The sequence below is a fragment of the Novosphingobium sp. PhB57 genome, assembly GCF_004342985.1.
Classification (GTDB): domain Bacteria; phylum Pseudomonadota; class Alphaproteobacteria; order Sphingomonadales; family Sphingomonadaceae; genus Novosphingobium.
Window position 1 is genome coordinate 451,516 of sequence record NZ_SMBO01000004.1, and the last position, 15,574, is coordinate 467,089.

Annotated in this window: 13 protein-coding genes; 6 read left to right on the forward strand and 7 right to left on the reverse strand. The window is 66.6% G+C overall.

What is annotated here, in order from left to right; all coding sequences use genetic code 11:
- Positions 1 to 36 precede the first annotated feature (36 nt).
- A complete protein-coding gene (locus EDF58_RS15110) occupies positions 37 to 1,095 on the forward strand; it encodes an aldo/keto reductase (RefSeq protein ID WP_132267037.1) in 1,059 nt (352 codons plus the stop codon).
- 15 nt (positions 1,096 to 1,110) lie between these two features.
- On the opposite strand, the gene EDF58_RS15115 is transcribed toward EDF58_RS15110, so the two are convergent.
- Positions 1,111 to 1,821, reverse strand: a complete 711-nt coding sequence (locus EDF58_RS15115; RefSeq protein ID WP_132267038.1) for an IclR family transcriptional regulator — start codon at positions 1,819 to 1,821, stop codon at positions 1,111 to 1,113.
- An 85-nt stretch (positions 1,822 to 1,906) separates the two neighbouring features.
- Here EDF58_RS15115 and EDF58_RS15120 point away from each other — a divergent pair, with 85 nt between their 5' ends.
- Together EDF58_RS15120 and EDF58_RS15125 are read left to right on the forward strand one after the other, a co-directional pair.
- A complete protein-coding gene (locus tag EDF58_RS15120) occupies positions 1,907 to 2,875 on the forward strand; it encodes a TauD/TfdA family dioxygenase (protein WP_132267040.1) in 969 nt (322 codons plus the stop codon).
- A gap of 32 nt (positions 2,876 to 2,907) precedes the next feature.
- Positions 2,908 to 3,774: an alpha/beta hydrolase gene (locus tag EDF58_RS15125; RefSeq protein ID WP_132267042.1), complete on the forward strand. Its 867-nt coding sequence runs from the start codon at positions 2,908 to 2,910 to the stop codon at positions 3,772 to 3,774.
- Here the strand turns inward: EDF58_RS15125 and EDF58_RS15130 are convergent.
- A complete protein-coding gene (locus EDF58_RS15130) occupies positions 3,740 to 5,107 on the reverse strand; it encodes a hypothetical protein (protein ID WP_132267043.1) in 1,368 nt (455 codons plus the stop codon). The genes EDF58_RS15125 and EDF58_RS15130 overlap by 35 nt on opposite strands.
- A gap of 4 nt (positions 5,108 to 5,111) precedes the next feature.
- A complete protein-coding gene (locus EDF58_RS15135; protein ID WP_132267045.1) occupies positions 5,112 to 5,585 on the reverse strand; it encodes a VOC family protein in 474 nt (157 codons plus the stop codon).
- A gap of 174 nt (positions 5,586 to 5,759) precedes the next feature.
- Here EDF58_RS15135 and EDF58_RS15140 point away from each other — a divergent pair, with 174 nt between their 5' ends.
- The 3 genes from EDF58_RS15140 (at position 5,760) to EDF58_RS15150 (ending at position 11,990) form a co-directional block, all read left to right on the forward strand.
- Positions 5,760 to 7,055 carry an amidohydrolase family protein gene (locus EDF58_RS15140; RefSeq protein ID WP_132267047.1) on the forward strand — a complete coding sequence of 432 codons (1,296 nt, stop codon included), beginning with the start codon at positions 5,760 to 5,762 and terminating at the stop codon, positions 7,053 to 7,055.
- Positions 7,052 to 8,464: an aromatic ring-hydroxylating dioxygenase subunit alpha gene (locus EDF58_RS15145; protein ID WP_132267049.1), complete on the forward strand. Its 1,413-nt coding sequence runs from the start codon at positions 7,052 to 7,054 to the stop codon at positions 8,462 to 8,464. The genes EDF58_RS15140 and EDF58_RS15145 overlap by 4 nt, the downstream gene beginning before the upstream one ends.
- 64 nt (positions 8,465 to 8,528) lie before the next feature.
- Positions 8,529 to 11,990 carry an indolepyruvate ferredoxin oxidoreductase family protein gene (locus EDF58_RS15150; RefSeq protein WP_132267051.1) on the forward strand — a complete coding sequence of 1,154 codons (3,462 nt, stop codon included), beginning with the start codon at positions 8,529 to 8,531 and terminating at the stop codon, positions 11,988 to 11,990.
- A gap of 4 nt (positions 11,991 to 11,994) precedes the next feature.
- Here EDF58_RS15150 and EDF58_RS15155 read toward each other — a convergent pair whose 3' ends face one another.
- From EDF58_RS15155 to EDF58_RS15170, 4 genes are read right to left on the reverse strand one after another with little or no spacing between them, the layout of a single operon-like run.
- Complete coding sequence (locus tag EDF58_RS15155) at positions 11,995 to 12,324, reverse strand: 2Fe-2S iron-sulfur cluster-binding protein (protein ID WP_207913001.1); 330 nt, start codon at positions 12,322 to 12,324, stop codon at positions 11,995 to 11,997.
- A gap of 5 nt (positions 12,325 to 12,329) precedes the next feature.
- Complete coding sequence (locus tag EDF58_RS15160) at positions 12,330 to 13,175, reverse strand: glucose 1-dehydrogenase (RefSeq protein WP_132267052.1); 846 nt, start codon at positions 13,173 to 13,175, stop codon at positions 12,330 to 12,332.
- An 11-nt stretch (positions 13,176 to 13,186) separates the two neighbouring features.
- Positions 13,187 to 14,515 (reverse strand): cytochrome P450, encoded by a 1,329-nt coding sequence (locus EDF58_RS15165; RefSeq protein WP_132267054.1) that lies wholly within the window; start codon positions 14,513 to 14,515, stop codon positions 13,187 to 13,189.
- Between the two features lie 16 nt (positions 14,516 to 14,531).
- The gene (locus EDF58_RS15170; protein WP_132267056.1) at positions 14,532 to 15,383 is read right to left on the reverse strand and encodes an SDR family oxidoreductase; all 852 of its coding nucleotides are present in this window, start codon (positions 15,381 to 15,383) and stop codon (positions 14,532 to 14,534) included.
- Between the last annotated feature and the right edge of the window lie 191 nt (positions 15,384 to 15,574).

Sequence of the window (15,574 nt, forward strand, 5' to 3'; positions counted from 1 at the left end):
ACCGGAGCTGGATCGAAAAGAGGATGATCGCTGGCGATGCAACTCGACGATTATCGCCTGCTGGGGCGCTCCGGCCTGCGGGTCTCGCCGCTGGCCTTGGGCACGATGACCTTTCGCGTGGGCGCGGGCGCGTGGGGCAGCAGTGACGAGGAGGCGCGCCGGATGGTCGATCTCTATATCGATCGCGGCGGCAACTTCATCGACACCGCAGACTTCTATGGCCAGATGGGCCAGTCCGAAGTCCTGCTGGGTGAACTGCTGAAGGGCCGGCGCGATCGCCTGGTGGTTTCCACCAAGTATTCGCTGACGACGAGGCCCGGCGACCCCAATGCCAGCGGCAATCACCGCAAGAACATGATCCGCTCGGTAGAGGACAGTCTCAGGCGGCTGGGTACCGACTATATCGACTTGCTCTATCTCCACATGTGGGACTTCAACACGCCCGTGGACGAGATCCTGCGCAGCTTCGACGATCTCGTCCGCCAGGGCAAAGTGCTCTACATCGGCCTGTCCGACACGCCGGCCTGGCAGGCCTCGCGCATGCAGGCCATTGCCGAGTTGCGCGGCTGGACGCCGTTCTGCGCGCTGCAGATCCCCTACAGCCTCATCGAACGCACCGTCGAGCGCGAGCTGATCCCGATGGCCCGGGAAATGGGCCTGGGCGTTTCGCCCTGGGCGCCGCTGGGCCAGGGCCTTCTCACCGGAAAATACACGCGCGCCGATCTTGGCGGCGGCGACATGGACAAACTCGGCTCGCGCAAGGCGATCAATGCCGCCACCGGAAAGCTGACGGCGCGAAATCTCGATATTGCCGACCGGGTCGTCGAGATTGCCGGCGAACTCGGCTGTACCCCGGCGCAACTCGCCCTGGCCTGGACCCTGACTCATCCGGCCGTGGCCTCGCCCGTAGTCGGGGTGCGCACCCCGGCACAGCTTGAGGACAATCTCGGTGCACTGGCATTGGAAATCTCGCCCGAGCAACTCGCGAGGCTCGACGCGGCCAGCGCGGTGCCGCCGGTCTTCCCGATCGATGTGCTGCACGGACCGGCCCGGAGCATGATGTTCGGCAACGTGAAGCTACGTGATCGGGTATAGGCGCGGATCGGAATCCTAAGCGGCGGAGAGCAAACGCGCGGCGCCTGCCAGTTGGCCGCCGAGCAGCGCGCGCCGTTCAGGGCCAAGGCGCTCCGAAGGGCCGGTCAGCACCAGAGTGCCGAGCGGTCGCTCGTCCGGCCCGAGCACGGCCGAGGCGATGGCGACCGCCCCGGCGACGATGTCCCCGTCATTCACGGCATAGCCCCGCGCACGCGTTGCCGCGAACTGCGCCAGCAGATCCGCGTCCGGCGGCGCGGAGAGCAAGTCGCGCTGTTCCGGCGCGCTGAGATAGGGCAGCACCGCGCGCGCCGTGGCGCTCCCGTGCGAAGGCACGACCATGCCGACCGGGGGTGCCATGCGCAGCACTTGCGGGCTTTCCAGAGCATCGATCACCACGAAATGGCCGCCGTCGGGCACGGTGAGATAGGCCGTCTCCCCGGTTGCCGACCGCAGCGTTTCGAGCACCGGGCGGGCGCGCTGGCGCAAGTCGTTGCTGGAGTGCGGCGTGCGCGCCAGGGTGAGTATGCGCAGCGTCAATTCCCACTTCGCATCGCCTGCGGAGCGGATCCAGCCCGCATCGGCCAGCGTCATGAGGTCACGCTGGACCGCGCTTTTGTCTGCCCCTAGCAGGCGCGCCAGCGCACTGACGCCGATCGGCTGCGCGGCGGCCACCGCTTCGAACACCTGCAGCATGCGGCCACCACTCTGGCCCCGCTTGACGGCCATGGGAGGAATCTCCTATCATGTCACTATTCAATACATCGTATCACGAGGTAATACAATAAAGTGAGCGATGCAAGGAGAGTGTTGCATGACCAGGCCTCACGCATTCACCGTCAGCCCCCTTGGCGAGGGTCTTCCTTTCGGCATTCGGATCGGCGCCCTCACGCTCGCCATGCTGGAGGATGCCGATACCCGCCAGCAGATAGACGCCCTGTTCGTCGAGCATGGCATGATCGTGTTCGAGGAGGTGGAACAGAGCGACGAGATGCAACTGGCGATCAGCAGCTGCTTCGGCCCGCTCAAGGAGCATCCGGTCAAGGCGGTCAGCCGCGTCGATTCCAGCCGGCTTCCCGGCGTGATCGAAATTCGCAGCCGCCGCGGGCAAGGCATTGTCGAAGTCGACGGCAAGCAGCTCTCGCACTGGCTGCCGTGGCACTTCGACCATTGCTACAACGACGAGCTGAACCGCGCCGGCGTGCTGCGTTCCGTCGAGCGGGTGGAAGAAGGCGGCATTACCGGCTTCCTCGACGGCGTGGCGCTGTACCGCATGTTTCCCGAGGACTTGCGCGCGCGGATCGAGGGCACGGAAGTGGTCTACAAGCTCTCCACCCAGTACGACCGGCTCAAGTTCGGCAAGCCGGCCCGATATCGCATGGTCGAACCCAAGCCGATCCCCGCATCCTTCGACGAGCAGGTGGCCAGGATGTCGCGGGCGATCCACCCTTCGGTCTGGACGCGAGCCAGCGGCGAGAAAGTGCTCCATGTCTCGGCCTACATGGCCGAGGGCCTGGTCGGCGACGAAACGCCTGAGGGCGACGCCCTGCTGGAAGCGGTCTGCCAGGAAATCAACCGCCTGGGCGGCGCCTGCAGCTACCATCACAAGTGGCGCGAAGGCGACATGGTGATCTGGGACAACACGCGGATGCTTCACTGCGTTTCGGGCAACGACCCGGACGAGGAGCGCCTGATGTATCGCACCACCATTGCCGGCGATTATCGCCTCGGCCGCTGGGAAACGACGCCGGTGGAACAGAATTCCGCCGACGCCATGGCCTGACGGCGAAACAGCGAAGAAGCGGGAGAGCATCGATGGCCAGGATCGACGTGGACGGGCTCATGCTGGACTACGAGCTGCTCGGCGAGGAAGGCGCGCCTCCCTTGGTCATCACGCCGGGCGGGCGCTACGCACGCGACACGGCCGGCGTTCCGGAACTGGGGGCGGAACTGGCGCAGGCCGGCTACCGGGTGCTGCTCTGGGACCGTCCCGGTTGCGGCGCATCCGACATCGCCTTCACCGCGCCTTCCGAATCCGTGATGAACGCGCAGGCGCTGGTCGGGCTGGTCGAGGCGCTGGGGCTCAAGGACATCCGCATGGCGGGTGGTTCTGCGGGTTCGCGGATAACGCTGATGGCGGCGGCGCGCATGCCGCAGAACGTCCGCAAGATCGCGATCTGGTGGCTCAGCGGCGGCCCGGTGGGGCTGGCCGGGCTCGCCTGGTTCTATTGCGGAGACCAGATCGCCGCCGCCTCGAAAGGCGGGATGGAAGCGGTGGCGGCGCTGCCGAGCTGGGCCGACCAGACCGCGCGCAATCCCCGGATCCGCGACATCCTCCTGGCGCAGGATGCGGAAGCCTATATCGATACCATGCAGCGCTGGGGCAAGGCATTCGCCTATAGCGACGAGACGCCGATACCGGGCATGGCGCCTGCGGACTTCGCGGCGCTGACGATGCCGGTCATGACCTTCCGCTCAGGAAAAAGCGACATGGCCCACACGCGGCGCACCTCCGAATGGGTGCACGAGCTGCTGCCTTGCTCTTCGCTGGTGGAGCCACCGTGGAGCGATCAGGAGTGGAACTACGTCTCCACCTTCCCGATCGACACCGCGAAGCGCCGCGGCCGCTTCGAACGCTGGCCGCTGCTTACACCGATGCTGACGGAATTCTTCCGGGACTGACCGGGCCGCCCTCCGCCCCCAATACGTGATCGAGCGCAGCCCCCAGATCCGCCTTCGACCAGAGCGTCAGCAACACGGTATAGATGTGCAGGACGGTGCGGAGGCCCTCCTCTTCCGCCACCAGGGGGTCGTGCGGGCCCAGGATCGGCGCCCCGCCGGGCAGCCGCCGCCGCAGCACCTTGTGGAGAGCCAGCACCCGCGCCGCGCCCATGACCCCGACGTGGACGAAGAAGTGGCGCTTCAGTTCCTCGGCGTCGATCCCAGCGCCGCCCTGCGCGCGGTATTCCTGCAGGAACAGCATGAGCAGCGCGTCGAGATCGTTCTCCAACATCCCCGCATGGGCCGCGCTCAGACAGCCCCAAAGCGCCGATCCGAAGGTGATCTGCGCGACCCCGCCCCAATCCAGCAGCCCGCAATGAAGAACCTGCCGATCGTCGCGCCAGAACCAGGCATTGTCGATATGGGCATTCCAGTGGCAGAGGGCGATCAGGTCCCGGTTGCCGAGCAGATAGGCCGCGAGCCTGTCGCGGTTCTCCCCGATGCGCAGCACATCGCGCAGGACGCGGTCGTAGAATTCAGGCGCGCGCAGTTCCGGCGGCAGAAGCTGCGGCAGGTCCGCCGCGAACTGGCGGCATCCCTCCACTGTCCTGCGCAGCGCTGACGCGTCGCCGGTCACGCGCTCGACGCCGGCGCCAGCGGGATCGAAGGGGAAGCGCTGCTCCATATCCGCGGTCAACCGCCCGGCCTTGTGCGCAGCGGCGAGGCGCGCGAGCGCGGCGATCAAGGCGCGATAATAGGGCAGCGGATCGTCGATCTCGTGATCCCGGCATTTCTCGCGCTGCGGCTCGATGCCGTCCCGGCCGAAAGCCACGCGCGCGGTGATGAGCAGGCCGCTGCCGCTGGCATGGTCGAAGTCACCGAAATAGGCCCTCGGCACATGAATGGGAAAGCCCGGCGCGCGCGAGACGGATGCGAAGCGCGCCTCGCTTTCCATCTCGTGGCGCGCATGATCGCGGCGGCTGTCGGTGAAGTCTCGCGAGAACTTCACGAAGAGATCGCGCTGCAACCCCGGCTCCTCCAGCGCATAGGCCACTGACAGGAACAGCTTGTGCCCGGTGCTGCCACCCGGACAAGGCTCCAGCCGGGTGATCCGGGTGACGCTGTTGGCGGGAGAGATCGAACCGAAGGCGTGAAAGGCCCGCGTGAGGAACGCCGCGCCGCCAAGACGCAGCGCCGCCTCGTGCGCCGGCATGAGGACGCCGGTGTCGTCCCCCCGCGCATGGCCGGTCGCCTCGACCGCGCCGCTGACGGCGCCAATTTCCGCTTCGCCCATGCGGTCAGGCCGCCGGCGGCAGACGGTCGAGGCGGAAGTCGCAATGGGCGGCGGTCTGCTGCAGTTCGATCACATTGCCCTCGGGGTCGCGGCCATAGACCGATTTGACATGCCCCATGTCGATCGGAGCGGGCGCGCCGAACGTCATGCCCAGCGCTTTCAGGCGAGCGTATTCGCCCTCTATATCGTGCGTCACGTCGATGCAGAAATGCGTATAGCCCCTGTCCTGCGGGGAAAGCGGCTCGGTGCGACCCGGCGGCGCCTGGAACTCGAACAGCTCGACATAGCAGTTCCCCGTCCGCAGCATGGCCCCTCGCGCCGCAGAGCCGGGCACGTCGATCAGAGCGTCCAGCACCGGCTCTTCCTTCCAGCCGAAGGGCTCGCCCACCAGTTCGAAACCGAAGGCATCGCGGTAGAACGCGATCATCCGTTCGAGATCGCGGACGTGGACGGAAACGTGGTGAATTCCTCGGATCATGGCTGCCTCTTGCGGGTCCTGCGTCCCGTCGATTGCCCCACCCCCCGCCCCGGAACAACCGTGTCGCCGCGTGCTGGCGCGGGCAGACAAGTCGCGGTGCATGTCCCGTCATCGGGCAGCGAGGCGCCAGCCGGTAAAGGATGATCCGGTAAGCCGATGGAGAAAGGTCATCCAATGGGCAGCACAGTGATTCAGGGCGCCAGCATCTGGGATGCCACCGGCGCCGATCCGTTTACCGGGGACGTGCTGATAGAAGGCAACCGTATCCGCGCCGTCCTGCGCGGCGGCGGACCGTGCCCGCCTGGAGCGGAAATCGTCGATGCTACCGGCCTGTTCCTCATGCCCGGCATGACCGAGGGCCATACGCACCTTTCCTTCGAGAACGTGACGCGCACGGAGGATCTCATCACCCCCTCGCCGGAGCGGCAGGTCTTCACCGCCGCACGCGGCGCCAAGGCCCTGATCGATGCGGGTTTCACCAGTGCCTATGGCGCTTCGGAAGCGAAGCTGCGCCTTGCCGTGGCGGTGCGTGACGAGGTCGAGGCCGGGCGGCTTCCCGGCCCCCGCATCCGCGCGGGCGGACTGGAGATCAGCGTCACCGGGGCAATGGGCGACGAGGGCAAGGAACACGATCCGCGCATCGGCCCTGCCACGATCGTCGACGGTGTAGAGGAGATGCGCCGCGCCGTGCGCCTCCATTGCCGCGAGGGCGTGGACAATGTGAAGCTCGATGTCTCCGGCGATCCCTTCTATCCCTCCACGCCCGCCAACACCACGCCGATGACGTTCGAGGAGATCCGCGTCGCGGTGGAGACGGCGCATGCCTACGGCCGCAAGATCAACGCCCACACGCGCTCGATCGCCGGCTCCAAGGCCTGCCTGCGCGCCGGGGTCGATGCCCTGTTCCACTGCGAATATGCCGACGAGGAACTGCTGGACATGATGGAGGAGGCCCGCGACCGGATGTTCGTGGTGCCCACGGTCGGGCTGTTCCACCAGATCCTCAAGGGCGAAGCCTCCGCATTCGGCCTCACGCCCGAAGTCGGCGGATATATGAACATTCCCGAGCTGATGGAAAACTCCATCCGCACGCACACGGAACTGCGCAAGCGCGGCGTGCGCCACCTGATCGGCGGCGATTACGGCTTCGGCTGGAGCAAGCAGGGCGAACAGGCGCGGGACCTGCAGTTCTTCGTGGAATACTACGGCTACAGCCCCGCCGCTGCGCTGGTCTGCGCCACCCGCAACGGCGGGCTGGCCATGAGGGCACAAGGCGATCTCGGCACCCTGACCGAAGGGGCGCTGGCCGACCTGATCCTGGTCGACGGCGATCCGCTGGCGGACGTCTCCGTGCTGACGGAAACCGCCAGGCTCCTCCTGATCATGAAGGACGGCCAGATGCACAAGAACGACAGCGGCGCCCGCGCGAAAGCATCGCCCGCCGGCCGCAAGGTGGAGAAAGTGGGATGAAGCCTGAGCCGGACACTCTCGCGCTTGGCGAGGCGCGCTGCCCTGCGGAAAGCACGCAGGACATCATCGCGCGCGACCGGGTTCCCGCCCCGGACTGGGCGACCTCGCAATCCTACGAATACCTGGGCAGCCAGGACATATCGAAGGATCGCTACGTCGATCCCGCGTTCCAGAAACAGGAATTCGACAAGCTCTGGACCCGCACCTGGCAGATGGCCTGCCGCGAGGAGCACATTCCCGAAGTGGGCGACTATTACGTCTACGACATCGGACCCTACAGCTTCATCGTCACCCGCGTGGCCGAGAACGAGATCAAGGCGCATTTCAACGCCTGCCTTCATCGCGGCACCAAGCTGAAACCGTCGAACACCCTGGGCAGCGGCAACCAGATCAAGTGCCCGTTCCACGGCTGGAGCTGGAACCTCGACGGCACCAACCGGCACATCCCCTGCCAGTGGGACTTCGCCCATGTCGACCCGGAGCGGATGCGCCTGCCCGATGCCAGGGTGGAGTGCCTGGGAGGCTTCGTGTTCATCACCATGGACCCCGACGCGCCCACGCTGGCAACGTACTTCGGCCCGGAAATCATGAAGCATTTCGAGGCCTGGAAGCTGGAAGACCGGTACATCTATCTCCACGTCCAGAAGAGCTATCCGGCGAACTGGAAGCTGACGGTGGAAGCCTTCCAGGAGGCTTACCATGTGCTGGATACCCATCCCCAGGTCGCCCCGGCCAATGGCGACGTGAATTCGCAGTACGACGTCTATGGCCAGCATGTGAACCGGTTCATCTCCACGCTCGGCGTGGTCAGCCCGAACCTGGCCGGCAAGTACAGCGAACAGGACATCATCGACAATTTCACGCTGGGAGACAGCTCCGCGCTGGGCGGCAGCAAGCCGCAGCTGGCCCCGGGCGAGCGCGCCCGGCAGGTCATGGCGGACATGTTCCGCGCCATGTTCGAAAAGGCCGCCGATGCCGACCTCAGCCAGGTTTCCGACACCGAGCTGCTCGACACTTATTCCTATACGATGTTCCCCAATCTCTACGTCTTCCCCGGCATTTCCCTGCCCATGCTCTACCGCTTCCGGCCCGACGCCCGCGACCATCGCCGCTGCATCTACGAGGTCATGTTCATGCGGCCGATCCCCCGCGGCGGACGCCGACCGGAAACCGCGGAAGTGCAGATCCTGGACGACGACCAGTCCTTCGCCGAAGCCGAAGGGATGGACCCCGGTTTCGGCCGCATCCTCGACCAGGATACCGACAATCTCCATGCCCAGCAGGAGGGCCTGGAAGCCAGCGCCAAACCCGGCATAACGCTTGCCAACTATCAGGAAATCCGCATCCGCCACTTCGAGGCCGCCGTGGACAGGTACATGGCGATGGAGCCGTTCAGGCCCCAATGGTAATGCGGGAAAGCGCGCAGCAGCCCAGGGGAACCGAGACACCGGGACCTTGCCCCAAGGACTTTGCGTGACCAAGTCCGTCATCGCCTTGCAGGACCGGTTCGAGCAGACCTCGGGGCAAGTGTTCCTGACATCGATGCAGGCGTTCGTGCGCCTGCCGCTCGACATGGCGCGGCGGGACCGGGCCGCCGGACGCGACACGGCAGGCTATGTCACCGGTTATCGCGGATCGCCGATCACGACGCTCGACGCGCAATTGTGGTCGGCCAAGGCCCTGCTCGACGCGCACCGGATCCACTTCGAGCCCGGCCTGAACGAGGAACTGGCCGCCACCAGCCTGCGCGGGACCCAGCAAGTGGACTGGTTCGGCAAGCCGCGCTTCGATGGGGTGTTCGCCCTCTGGTACGCCAAGGGCCTTGGCGTCGACCGCGCCTGCGAAGCGCTGAAGCTGGCAAACTTCGAAGGCACTCACGCAAACGGCGGCGTGCTGGTGGTGGCGGGGGACGATCATGCAGCCAAGTCCTCGGCTTCCGCACACCAGTCCGAACACACGCTGATCGCCGGATTCCTGCCGATCCTGGCCCCTTCCACCACCGACGAGATCATCGCCTATGGCCTGCTCGGCTGGGAGATGTCGCGGTTCAGCGGCCTCTACGTCAGCCTCAAGGCCGTCACCGATATGCTGGACCTGACCTCCTCGGTCATCCTGCCCGATCTGCGGATCGTGCGTCCCGACCGTCCGGCAGGGGTGGATCTCAACATCCGCCGCAGCCTGCCGCCGCTGACGCAGGAATCGCTAGTGGTGAACGAGCGCCTGCCTGCGGCCGTCCAGTTTGCGCGCGCAAACGGCCTCAACCGGGTACTCATCGCGCCCGAGCGGCGCAACCTGGTGATATTGACAGCGGGCAAGCCCTATCTCGACGTCTGCGAAGCCTTGCTGGCGCTTGGCCTCGACGCCGCCCGATGCCAGGCCCTCGGCATCGCGCTGGTCAAGCTGGGCATGACCTGGCCGATGGACGAGGCGTTCCTGCGCAGCGCCTGCGCCGGCGCGCGCGAGATCCTGGTGGTGGAAGAGAAGCGCCCGGTGATCGAGGAGCAGCTGGCCGCAGCCCTCTTCGCCATGCCCGGCCCGCGTCCCCTCCTTCTCGGCAAGCGGGACGAGCATGGCCGCGCGCTGCTGCCGCTCGACAATGTCCTGGATGCGGGAATGGTGCGACGCGTCCTCGTTTCGCGGCTGGCGGGACTTGGAGTTCTCGATGGGGCTGCCCGCGACGCCGCCGAGCGGCTTGCCACGCTGGAAGCGGCAGCGGCGGAGCCAGCCCGAGCGGTTCGCCCGGCCTACTTCTGCTCGGGCTGTCCCCACAACACCAGCACCCATGTGCCCGAGGGCAGCCTGGCGATGGGCGCAACGGGCTGTCACGGCCTGGCCGCCTTCATGCCCGAGCGCCGCACGATGAATGTGGTCGGCATGGGCGCCGAGGGGCTGCCCTGGCTGGGCGCCCAGCATTTCACCGAGACCGGGCATGTCTTCTCGAACATGGGAGACGGCACTTATACGCATTCGGGCATATTGGCGATCCGGGCAGCGCTGTCGGCCTCGGCGAACGTGACGTTCAAGATCCTCTACAACGATGCCGTGGCGATGACCGGGGGCCAGCCGCTGGAAGGCAATATCCAGCCGGAGCAGATCGCCGCCGAATTGATCGCGGAAGGCGTCGATCCGGTGGTCCTGGTCTCGGACCGGCCCGAGCACTGGCACGGCAAGCTCCCGGCGCAAGTCCGCGTGCTCGATCGCGACCGGCTGGACACGGTCCAGCGCGAACTGCGCACGGTGCCCGGCGTCTCCGCCATCCTCTACGAACAGACCTGCGCCAACGAGAAGCGCCGCCGCCGCAAGCGGGGCGATGCGCCCGATCCGGACATGCGGCTCTACATCAACCCCGCCGTCTGCGAAGGCTGCGGCGATTGTTCGCGCCAGTCGAACTGCGTCAGCATCACCCCGCTTGAAACCGCCTTCGGACGCAAACGCGCCATCGATCAGTCCGGGTGCAACAAGGACTACAGCTGCGTCAAAGGCTTCTGCCCCTCGTTCGTTTCCGTGCGCGGCGCCCGGGTCGCGCGGCGCGGCGCCGATATGGGCGCGCTCAAACCGCTGATCGCAAGCCTGCCCGAACCGGCGCTCGCCGCTGTCCCGGATAGCTATGCCATGCTGGTGACGGGGATCGGCGGCACCGGCGTGCTGACGGTGGGCGCTGTGCTGGGCATGGCCGCGCATATCGAGGGCAAGGCGGCCAAAGTGCTCGACATGACGGGCATGGCGCAAAAAGGTGGCGGGGTGATGAGCCACATCCGCTTCGCCGCGGATCCTGCGCGCATTCCGAGCGCCCGACTGGGCACCGGCCAGGCCGACCTGCTGCTCGCCTGCGACCTCGTGGTCGCCTCCGCCCCCGATGTCGTCAGAACCTTGCGACCGGACAGTCGGGTGGTTGCCAACGCGGATGTCGTGCCGACCGGCGAATTCCAGACCCGCAAGGACATGGACTTCCGCGCCGCCACCTTCCTGCCTGCCGTCGCCGCACGGGTCGGGGAGGGAAACGTCGCATCGGTGCGCGCGCTCGCCCTTGCGGCCCGGTTGATGGGCGACACGATCTTCACAAACCTGCTGATGGTCGGCTTCGCCGCGCAGAGAGGTCTTCTGCCGGTGAGCGTGAGCGCCATTGCCGAGGCGGTGCGGCTGAACGGCACCGCCGTGGAGGCCAACTTGCGCGCGCTGGCGCTGGGCCGAATCGCTGCGGCGTTCCCCGAGGAACTGGAATCTGTCGCCAGGCTCGATCCGGTTTCGCCCATGCCCGCCGATCTGGGAACCCTGACGGAAAGCCGCAGCCGCCACCTAGCCGCCTATCAGGACGAGGCCCTGGCGGCAGACTATCGCGCGTTCCTGCATGATATCGCCGGACGGCTGGCGGCGCGCGGGATCGCCGATCCGCAGCCGTTTCTCATGGCCGCGGGAGAGCAGCTTTCCCGCCTGATGTCGTACAAGGACGAGTACGAAGTGGCACGGATCTACACCGCGCCGGCATTCCTGGCGGGACTAGCTGCGCAGTTCGACGGCGACTACCGGCTGGAGGTCAACCTGGCCCCGCCCCTCCTTGCCTTCCGCAAGGATGCGAAAACAGGAAGACCGCGCAAGATCGCGATGGGGCGCTGGATCTTCCCCCTCTTCGCGCTGCTCGCCCGCATGAAAAGCCTGCGCGGCACCCGGCTCGACCCTTTCGGCATGACTGCGGAGCGCCGCATGGAGCGGGCGCTGATCGGCGAATATCGCGCGCTGATCTGCTCGCTGGCGGATCGCATGACCGAGGACGGACTCGCCACCGCGACCGAAATCGCCGCATCGGCAGCGCTCATCTGCGGGTTCGGGCCGGTGAAGATGGACGGTGTCGCCGCCTATCGCGAACAGCTCGGCCCCTTGCTGGAACGGTTCGATGCCATCGCCACCGGCGCGGCGCCGAGACAGGCGGCGGCCTGACCGCTCAATAGCCGTTAGGCGCCACTTCGACGCGCAGCCCGTCCAGCTCTTCCCGCAAGCGGATCTGGCAGGAGAGCCGGCTGTTCGGCTTCTGGAATTCCGAAACGAGGTCGAGCATTTCCGCCTCGATCGCATCGGCGCTGCCGACTTTCTCCATCCAGGCATCGTCGACATAGACATGACAGGTCGCGCAGGCGCAGGCGCCCCCGCAGTCGGCCAGAATGCCGCTCACGCCGTGCGTGCGGCCCACTTCCATCAGGGACTGGGACGGCTCCACGCCCTCGAACTTCCGCTCCGCGCCGCCTTCCTCCACGAATGTCACTGTCACGCCCATCGCCATCACGCCCCTTCGCCCAGAGCCGCGGCACGCGCTGCCATCAGCTCCCTGAAATGATTGACCGGATCGCCTGCGGATATGCCGCCATCCACGGCGAGCACGGTGCCGGTGATCTGGGCCGACCGGTCTCCGGCGAGGAACAGGACCGCCTGCGCCACGTCTTCGGGCGTACCCTGGCGCTTCAGCGGCTTGTTCGCATCCCACACCGGCTTCATGGCCACCTGGATACGCGCGGCCGCCTCTGGCGATGCGCCCGGGGGCGCGAAGGCATTGAGATCGGTGGGAATATGACCGGGGGCCAGGCAGTTCACCCGGATGCCATATTGCGCCAGATCGATCGCCATGGACTTGCTGGCATGGATCGCGGCCATTTTCGAGGTGCGATAGGCGAGCATGGCCAGACCCGGAATGAGCCCGGCGATGGACGTGTTGTTGATGATAGATCCGCCGCCGTTCCTGCCCATGTGCCGCGCGGCGCGCTGCGTCCCCAGGATCACCCCCAGCACGTTGACGCGCATCACCTGTTCGAAATCCGCAAGATCGTCGTCGAGGAAATCGGCGCTCGGCCTGCACGAGACGCCGGCATTGTTGAACATCACGTCCAGGGCGCCGAAGCGGTCGACGGCCGCCGCCACCAGCGCGTCGATGTCCTCAGTCCGGCCGACATCCGCCTTTCGGAAGATCGCGGCCTCCCCCAGGGCAAGGGCGGCGGCCTGCCCGGCCTCCTCGTCGATATCGCCGATCACCACCCGTGCACCCTCCGCCACGAACAGCGCGGCGGTTGCGCGGCCGATGCCCCGTGCCGCGCCGGTGATCACGGCGACTTTTCCTGCCAGCTCCTGACCCAAGTGCCGCTCCCTCATGCCCGCTTGGAGAAGGCGATCGGCAGGCACTCGATCGAATGCGTGGCGACCGTGGGCAAGTACTTCAGGTCCCCCGCCGGAACGGTCAGCCTGAAATCCTCCATGCGCCGGATCACCTCGCGCGCCGCCACCCGGATCTCCATGCGCGCCAGCGACAGCCCGATGCAGCGGTGCGGACCGCCTCCGAACGAAACGTGACGGCCCAGGTTGGAACGCTCCATGTCGAACGTGCGCGAACAGGGAAACACGTCCTGCTGGTCATTGGCCGAGGCATACATGAGCAGCAGATGCGCGCCTTCGGGCAGGCTCCTGCCGCCCAGTTCCACCGGCCGCGTGGTCATGCGCGAAAGGCCGCGCACGGGCGGCTCGATCCGCAGAAGCTCCTCGACGAAGCGCGAGAGCAACCGGTCATCGTCGGCCGATTCCTTCAGCAGTTCCGCGACCTCCGGCTGCGTGGCCAGGATGTAGAGCATGTTCGACATCGCCGTCGCCGTCGTTTCGTTGCCCGCGATCATCAGCGCGCGCACCAGCGAGACGGCTTCCCCGAAAGCAAGGGTGGGGTTGTCCTCCCCTTCCGCCCGGGCGTGGACGAGATCGGAGATCATGTCCTCGCGCGGGTTCGCCTCACGGTCGCGCATATGGGCGATCAGGAAGTTCTGGAGGTCGCAGATGTCCCTGGCATTGGCGATCATCTGCTCGCGGTTCTGCATGCGGCCGATCTGCTGAGTCACGGCGATGGACCAGCGCTGGATCTTGTCCGCGTCGTAGACGTCGATGCCCAACTGCTCGCAGATGACGCGGATGGTGACCGGCACCGCGAAGTCCTTCACACCGTCGCACTCTCCGCGATCGATGAAGCCCTCGATCGTCTCGCGCACGATGGTCTCGATCAGGGGTTCCAGCTGCCGGACGCGGTGGGCCGAAAAGGCATTGTCCATCAGCTTGCGGATGCGCGTGTGGTAAGGCGGGTCGGACATGATGGCGTCGGGAAAATAGCCCTGCCCGTCGCGTTCCAGGATCTGCTGGAACTCCTCGAAGAAGCCCGCCGCATATTGCGCCTTGTAGCCATGCTCGACCGAATAAGTGATCGGATCGCGCTGGACGGTCTGGATGTCCTCGTAGCGCGAGACCAGGTACATCCGCAGCTTCTCGTCGTAATGGACGGGATCGAGCGCCCGCATCGCATCGTAATAGGCAGTGGGCTGGGCCGAGATGGCCGGATCCGTCAGCGAGGCACTGCCGAGAAGCGCCGATCCCTGCGCCGCGGGGCTTTGTCCCGCCTCACGGGGCGCGGAGCCGGTGACCTGAGTTTCAGCAGCAGCCATGTCGTATCTCCGCTTTTCAGAGGCTTGCAGCGGCACCGGCCGCCTGCGGAAGCACGCGGTCCGCGACGAGCGCCTCGGTTGCCAGGAACTTGGTGGTCGTCCAGCCGCCGTCCACGGCGATGGATTGCCCGTTGATGTAGCTGCCCTCCGGCGAGGCCAGGAAGAACACCGCATTCGCCACGTCCTGAACCGTGCCCTCGCGGTCGAACGGGGTCATTTCCTGGTTGAGGCGCCGGAATCCCTGCAGGTCCCAGTGGTCGCGGGTCATGTCGGTCTTGATGACGCCGGGCGCCACCAGGTTCGAGCGGATGCCCTGCGGTCCGTACTGGGCGGCCAGCGTCTGCGTCAGCCCCACCAGCGCCGCCTTGACGGCACAGTAGATGCCTCCGTCCAAGCCGCCGATCAGGCCGAAGGTCGAGCCCACCGTGACGATCGAGGAGCCGTGCCCAAGGGCGGGCACGGCCTCTCGGCAGAAACGGAACGTGGCCTTGAGGCTGATGTCGATCACTTCGTCCATCGCTGCGTCATCGGTCTGGTGGACGGGCGCCCAGCGGCCGGAACCGGCGTTGTTGACCAGGCAGTCGAGCCGCCCGAACCTGTCGAGCGCGAAACGGACGGCACGAGCGGCACTCGCGGGCTCGGCCACGTCGAGCGAGAGGGTCTCCACTTGCGTCAGGTGCGACAGGCCGCGCGCCAGCGCATCCAGCTTTTCCTGCCGCCGCGCCACGGCGACGATCCGGTAGCCCGCCGCCGCGAAACGATGCGCAATCGCCTCGCCGATGCCGGCGCTGGCCCCGGTGATCAACACGACCGGCACAGATGCCGGATGTTGCCCCGAACCCTTGCCCAAGCCCGCTTGCTCCCTCATCCGCCATCCTGCTCCGTGCTTCCGGTTTCCGGACGCAGCGCCTGCCTGCAAGGGCTTGGGCCACGTCCCCGGTGCCGCCACTTAGCCCGAGGGAAGAAGACATCGCCAAGGCAAAACGTGCCTTCGCAGAGCGCTGACAGCCCAGAGCAATTGCCATGGCAGTTTCCGGCAAGGCCCATCGATCGCGCGGC

Bases quoted from the DNA above. Each gene is read 5' to 3' on its own strand.
- EDF58_RS15110 (WP_132267037.1), top strand. From the start codon at position 37: ATGCAACTCGACGATTATCGCCTGCTGGGGCGCTCCGGCCTGCGGGTC.
- EDF58_RS15115 (WP_132267038.1), bottom strand. From the start codon at position 1,821: ATGGCCGTCAAGCGGGGCCAGAGTGGTGGCCGCATGCTGCAGGTGTTC.
- EDF58_RS15120 (WP_132267040.1), top strand. From the start codon at position 1,907: ATGACCAGGCCTCACGCATTCACCGTCAGCCCCCTTGGCGAGGGTCTT.
- EDF58_RS15125 (WP_132267042.1), top strand. From the start codon at position 2,908: ATGGCCAGGATCGACGTGGACGGGCTCATGCTGGACTACGAGCTGCTC.
- EDF58_RS15130 (WP_132267043.1), bottom strand. From the start codon at position 5,107: ATGGGCGAAGCGGAAATTGGCGCCGTCAGCGGCGCGGTCGAGGCGACC.
- EDF58_RS15135 (WP_132267045.1), bottom strand. From the start codon at position 5,585: ATGATCCGAGGAATTCACCACGTTTCCGTCCACGTCCGCGATCTCGAA.
- EDF58_RS15140 (WP_132267047.1), top strand. From the start codon at position 5,760: ATGGGCAGCACAGTGATTCAGGGCGCCAGCATCTGGGATGCCACCGGC.
- EDF58_RS15145 (WP_132267049.1), top strand. From the start codon at position 7,052: ATGAAGCCTGAGCCGGACACTCTCGCGCTTGGCGAGGCGCGCTGCCCT.
- EDF58_RS15155 (WP_207913001.1), bottom strand. From the start codon at position 12,324: ATGGGCGTGACAGTGACATTCGTGGAGGAAGGCGGCGCGGAGCGGAAG.
- EDF58_RS15165 (WP_132267054.1), bottom strand. From the start codon at position 14,515: ATGGCTGCTGCTGAAACTCAGGTCACCGGCTCCGCGCCCCGTGAGGCG.
- EDF58_RS15170 (WP_132267056.1), bottom strand. From the start codon at position 15,383: ATGAGGGAGCAAGCGGGCTTGGGCAAGGGTTCGGGGCAACATCCGGCA.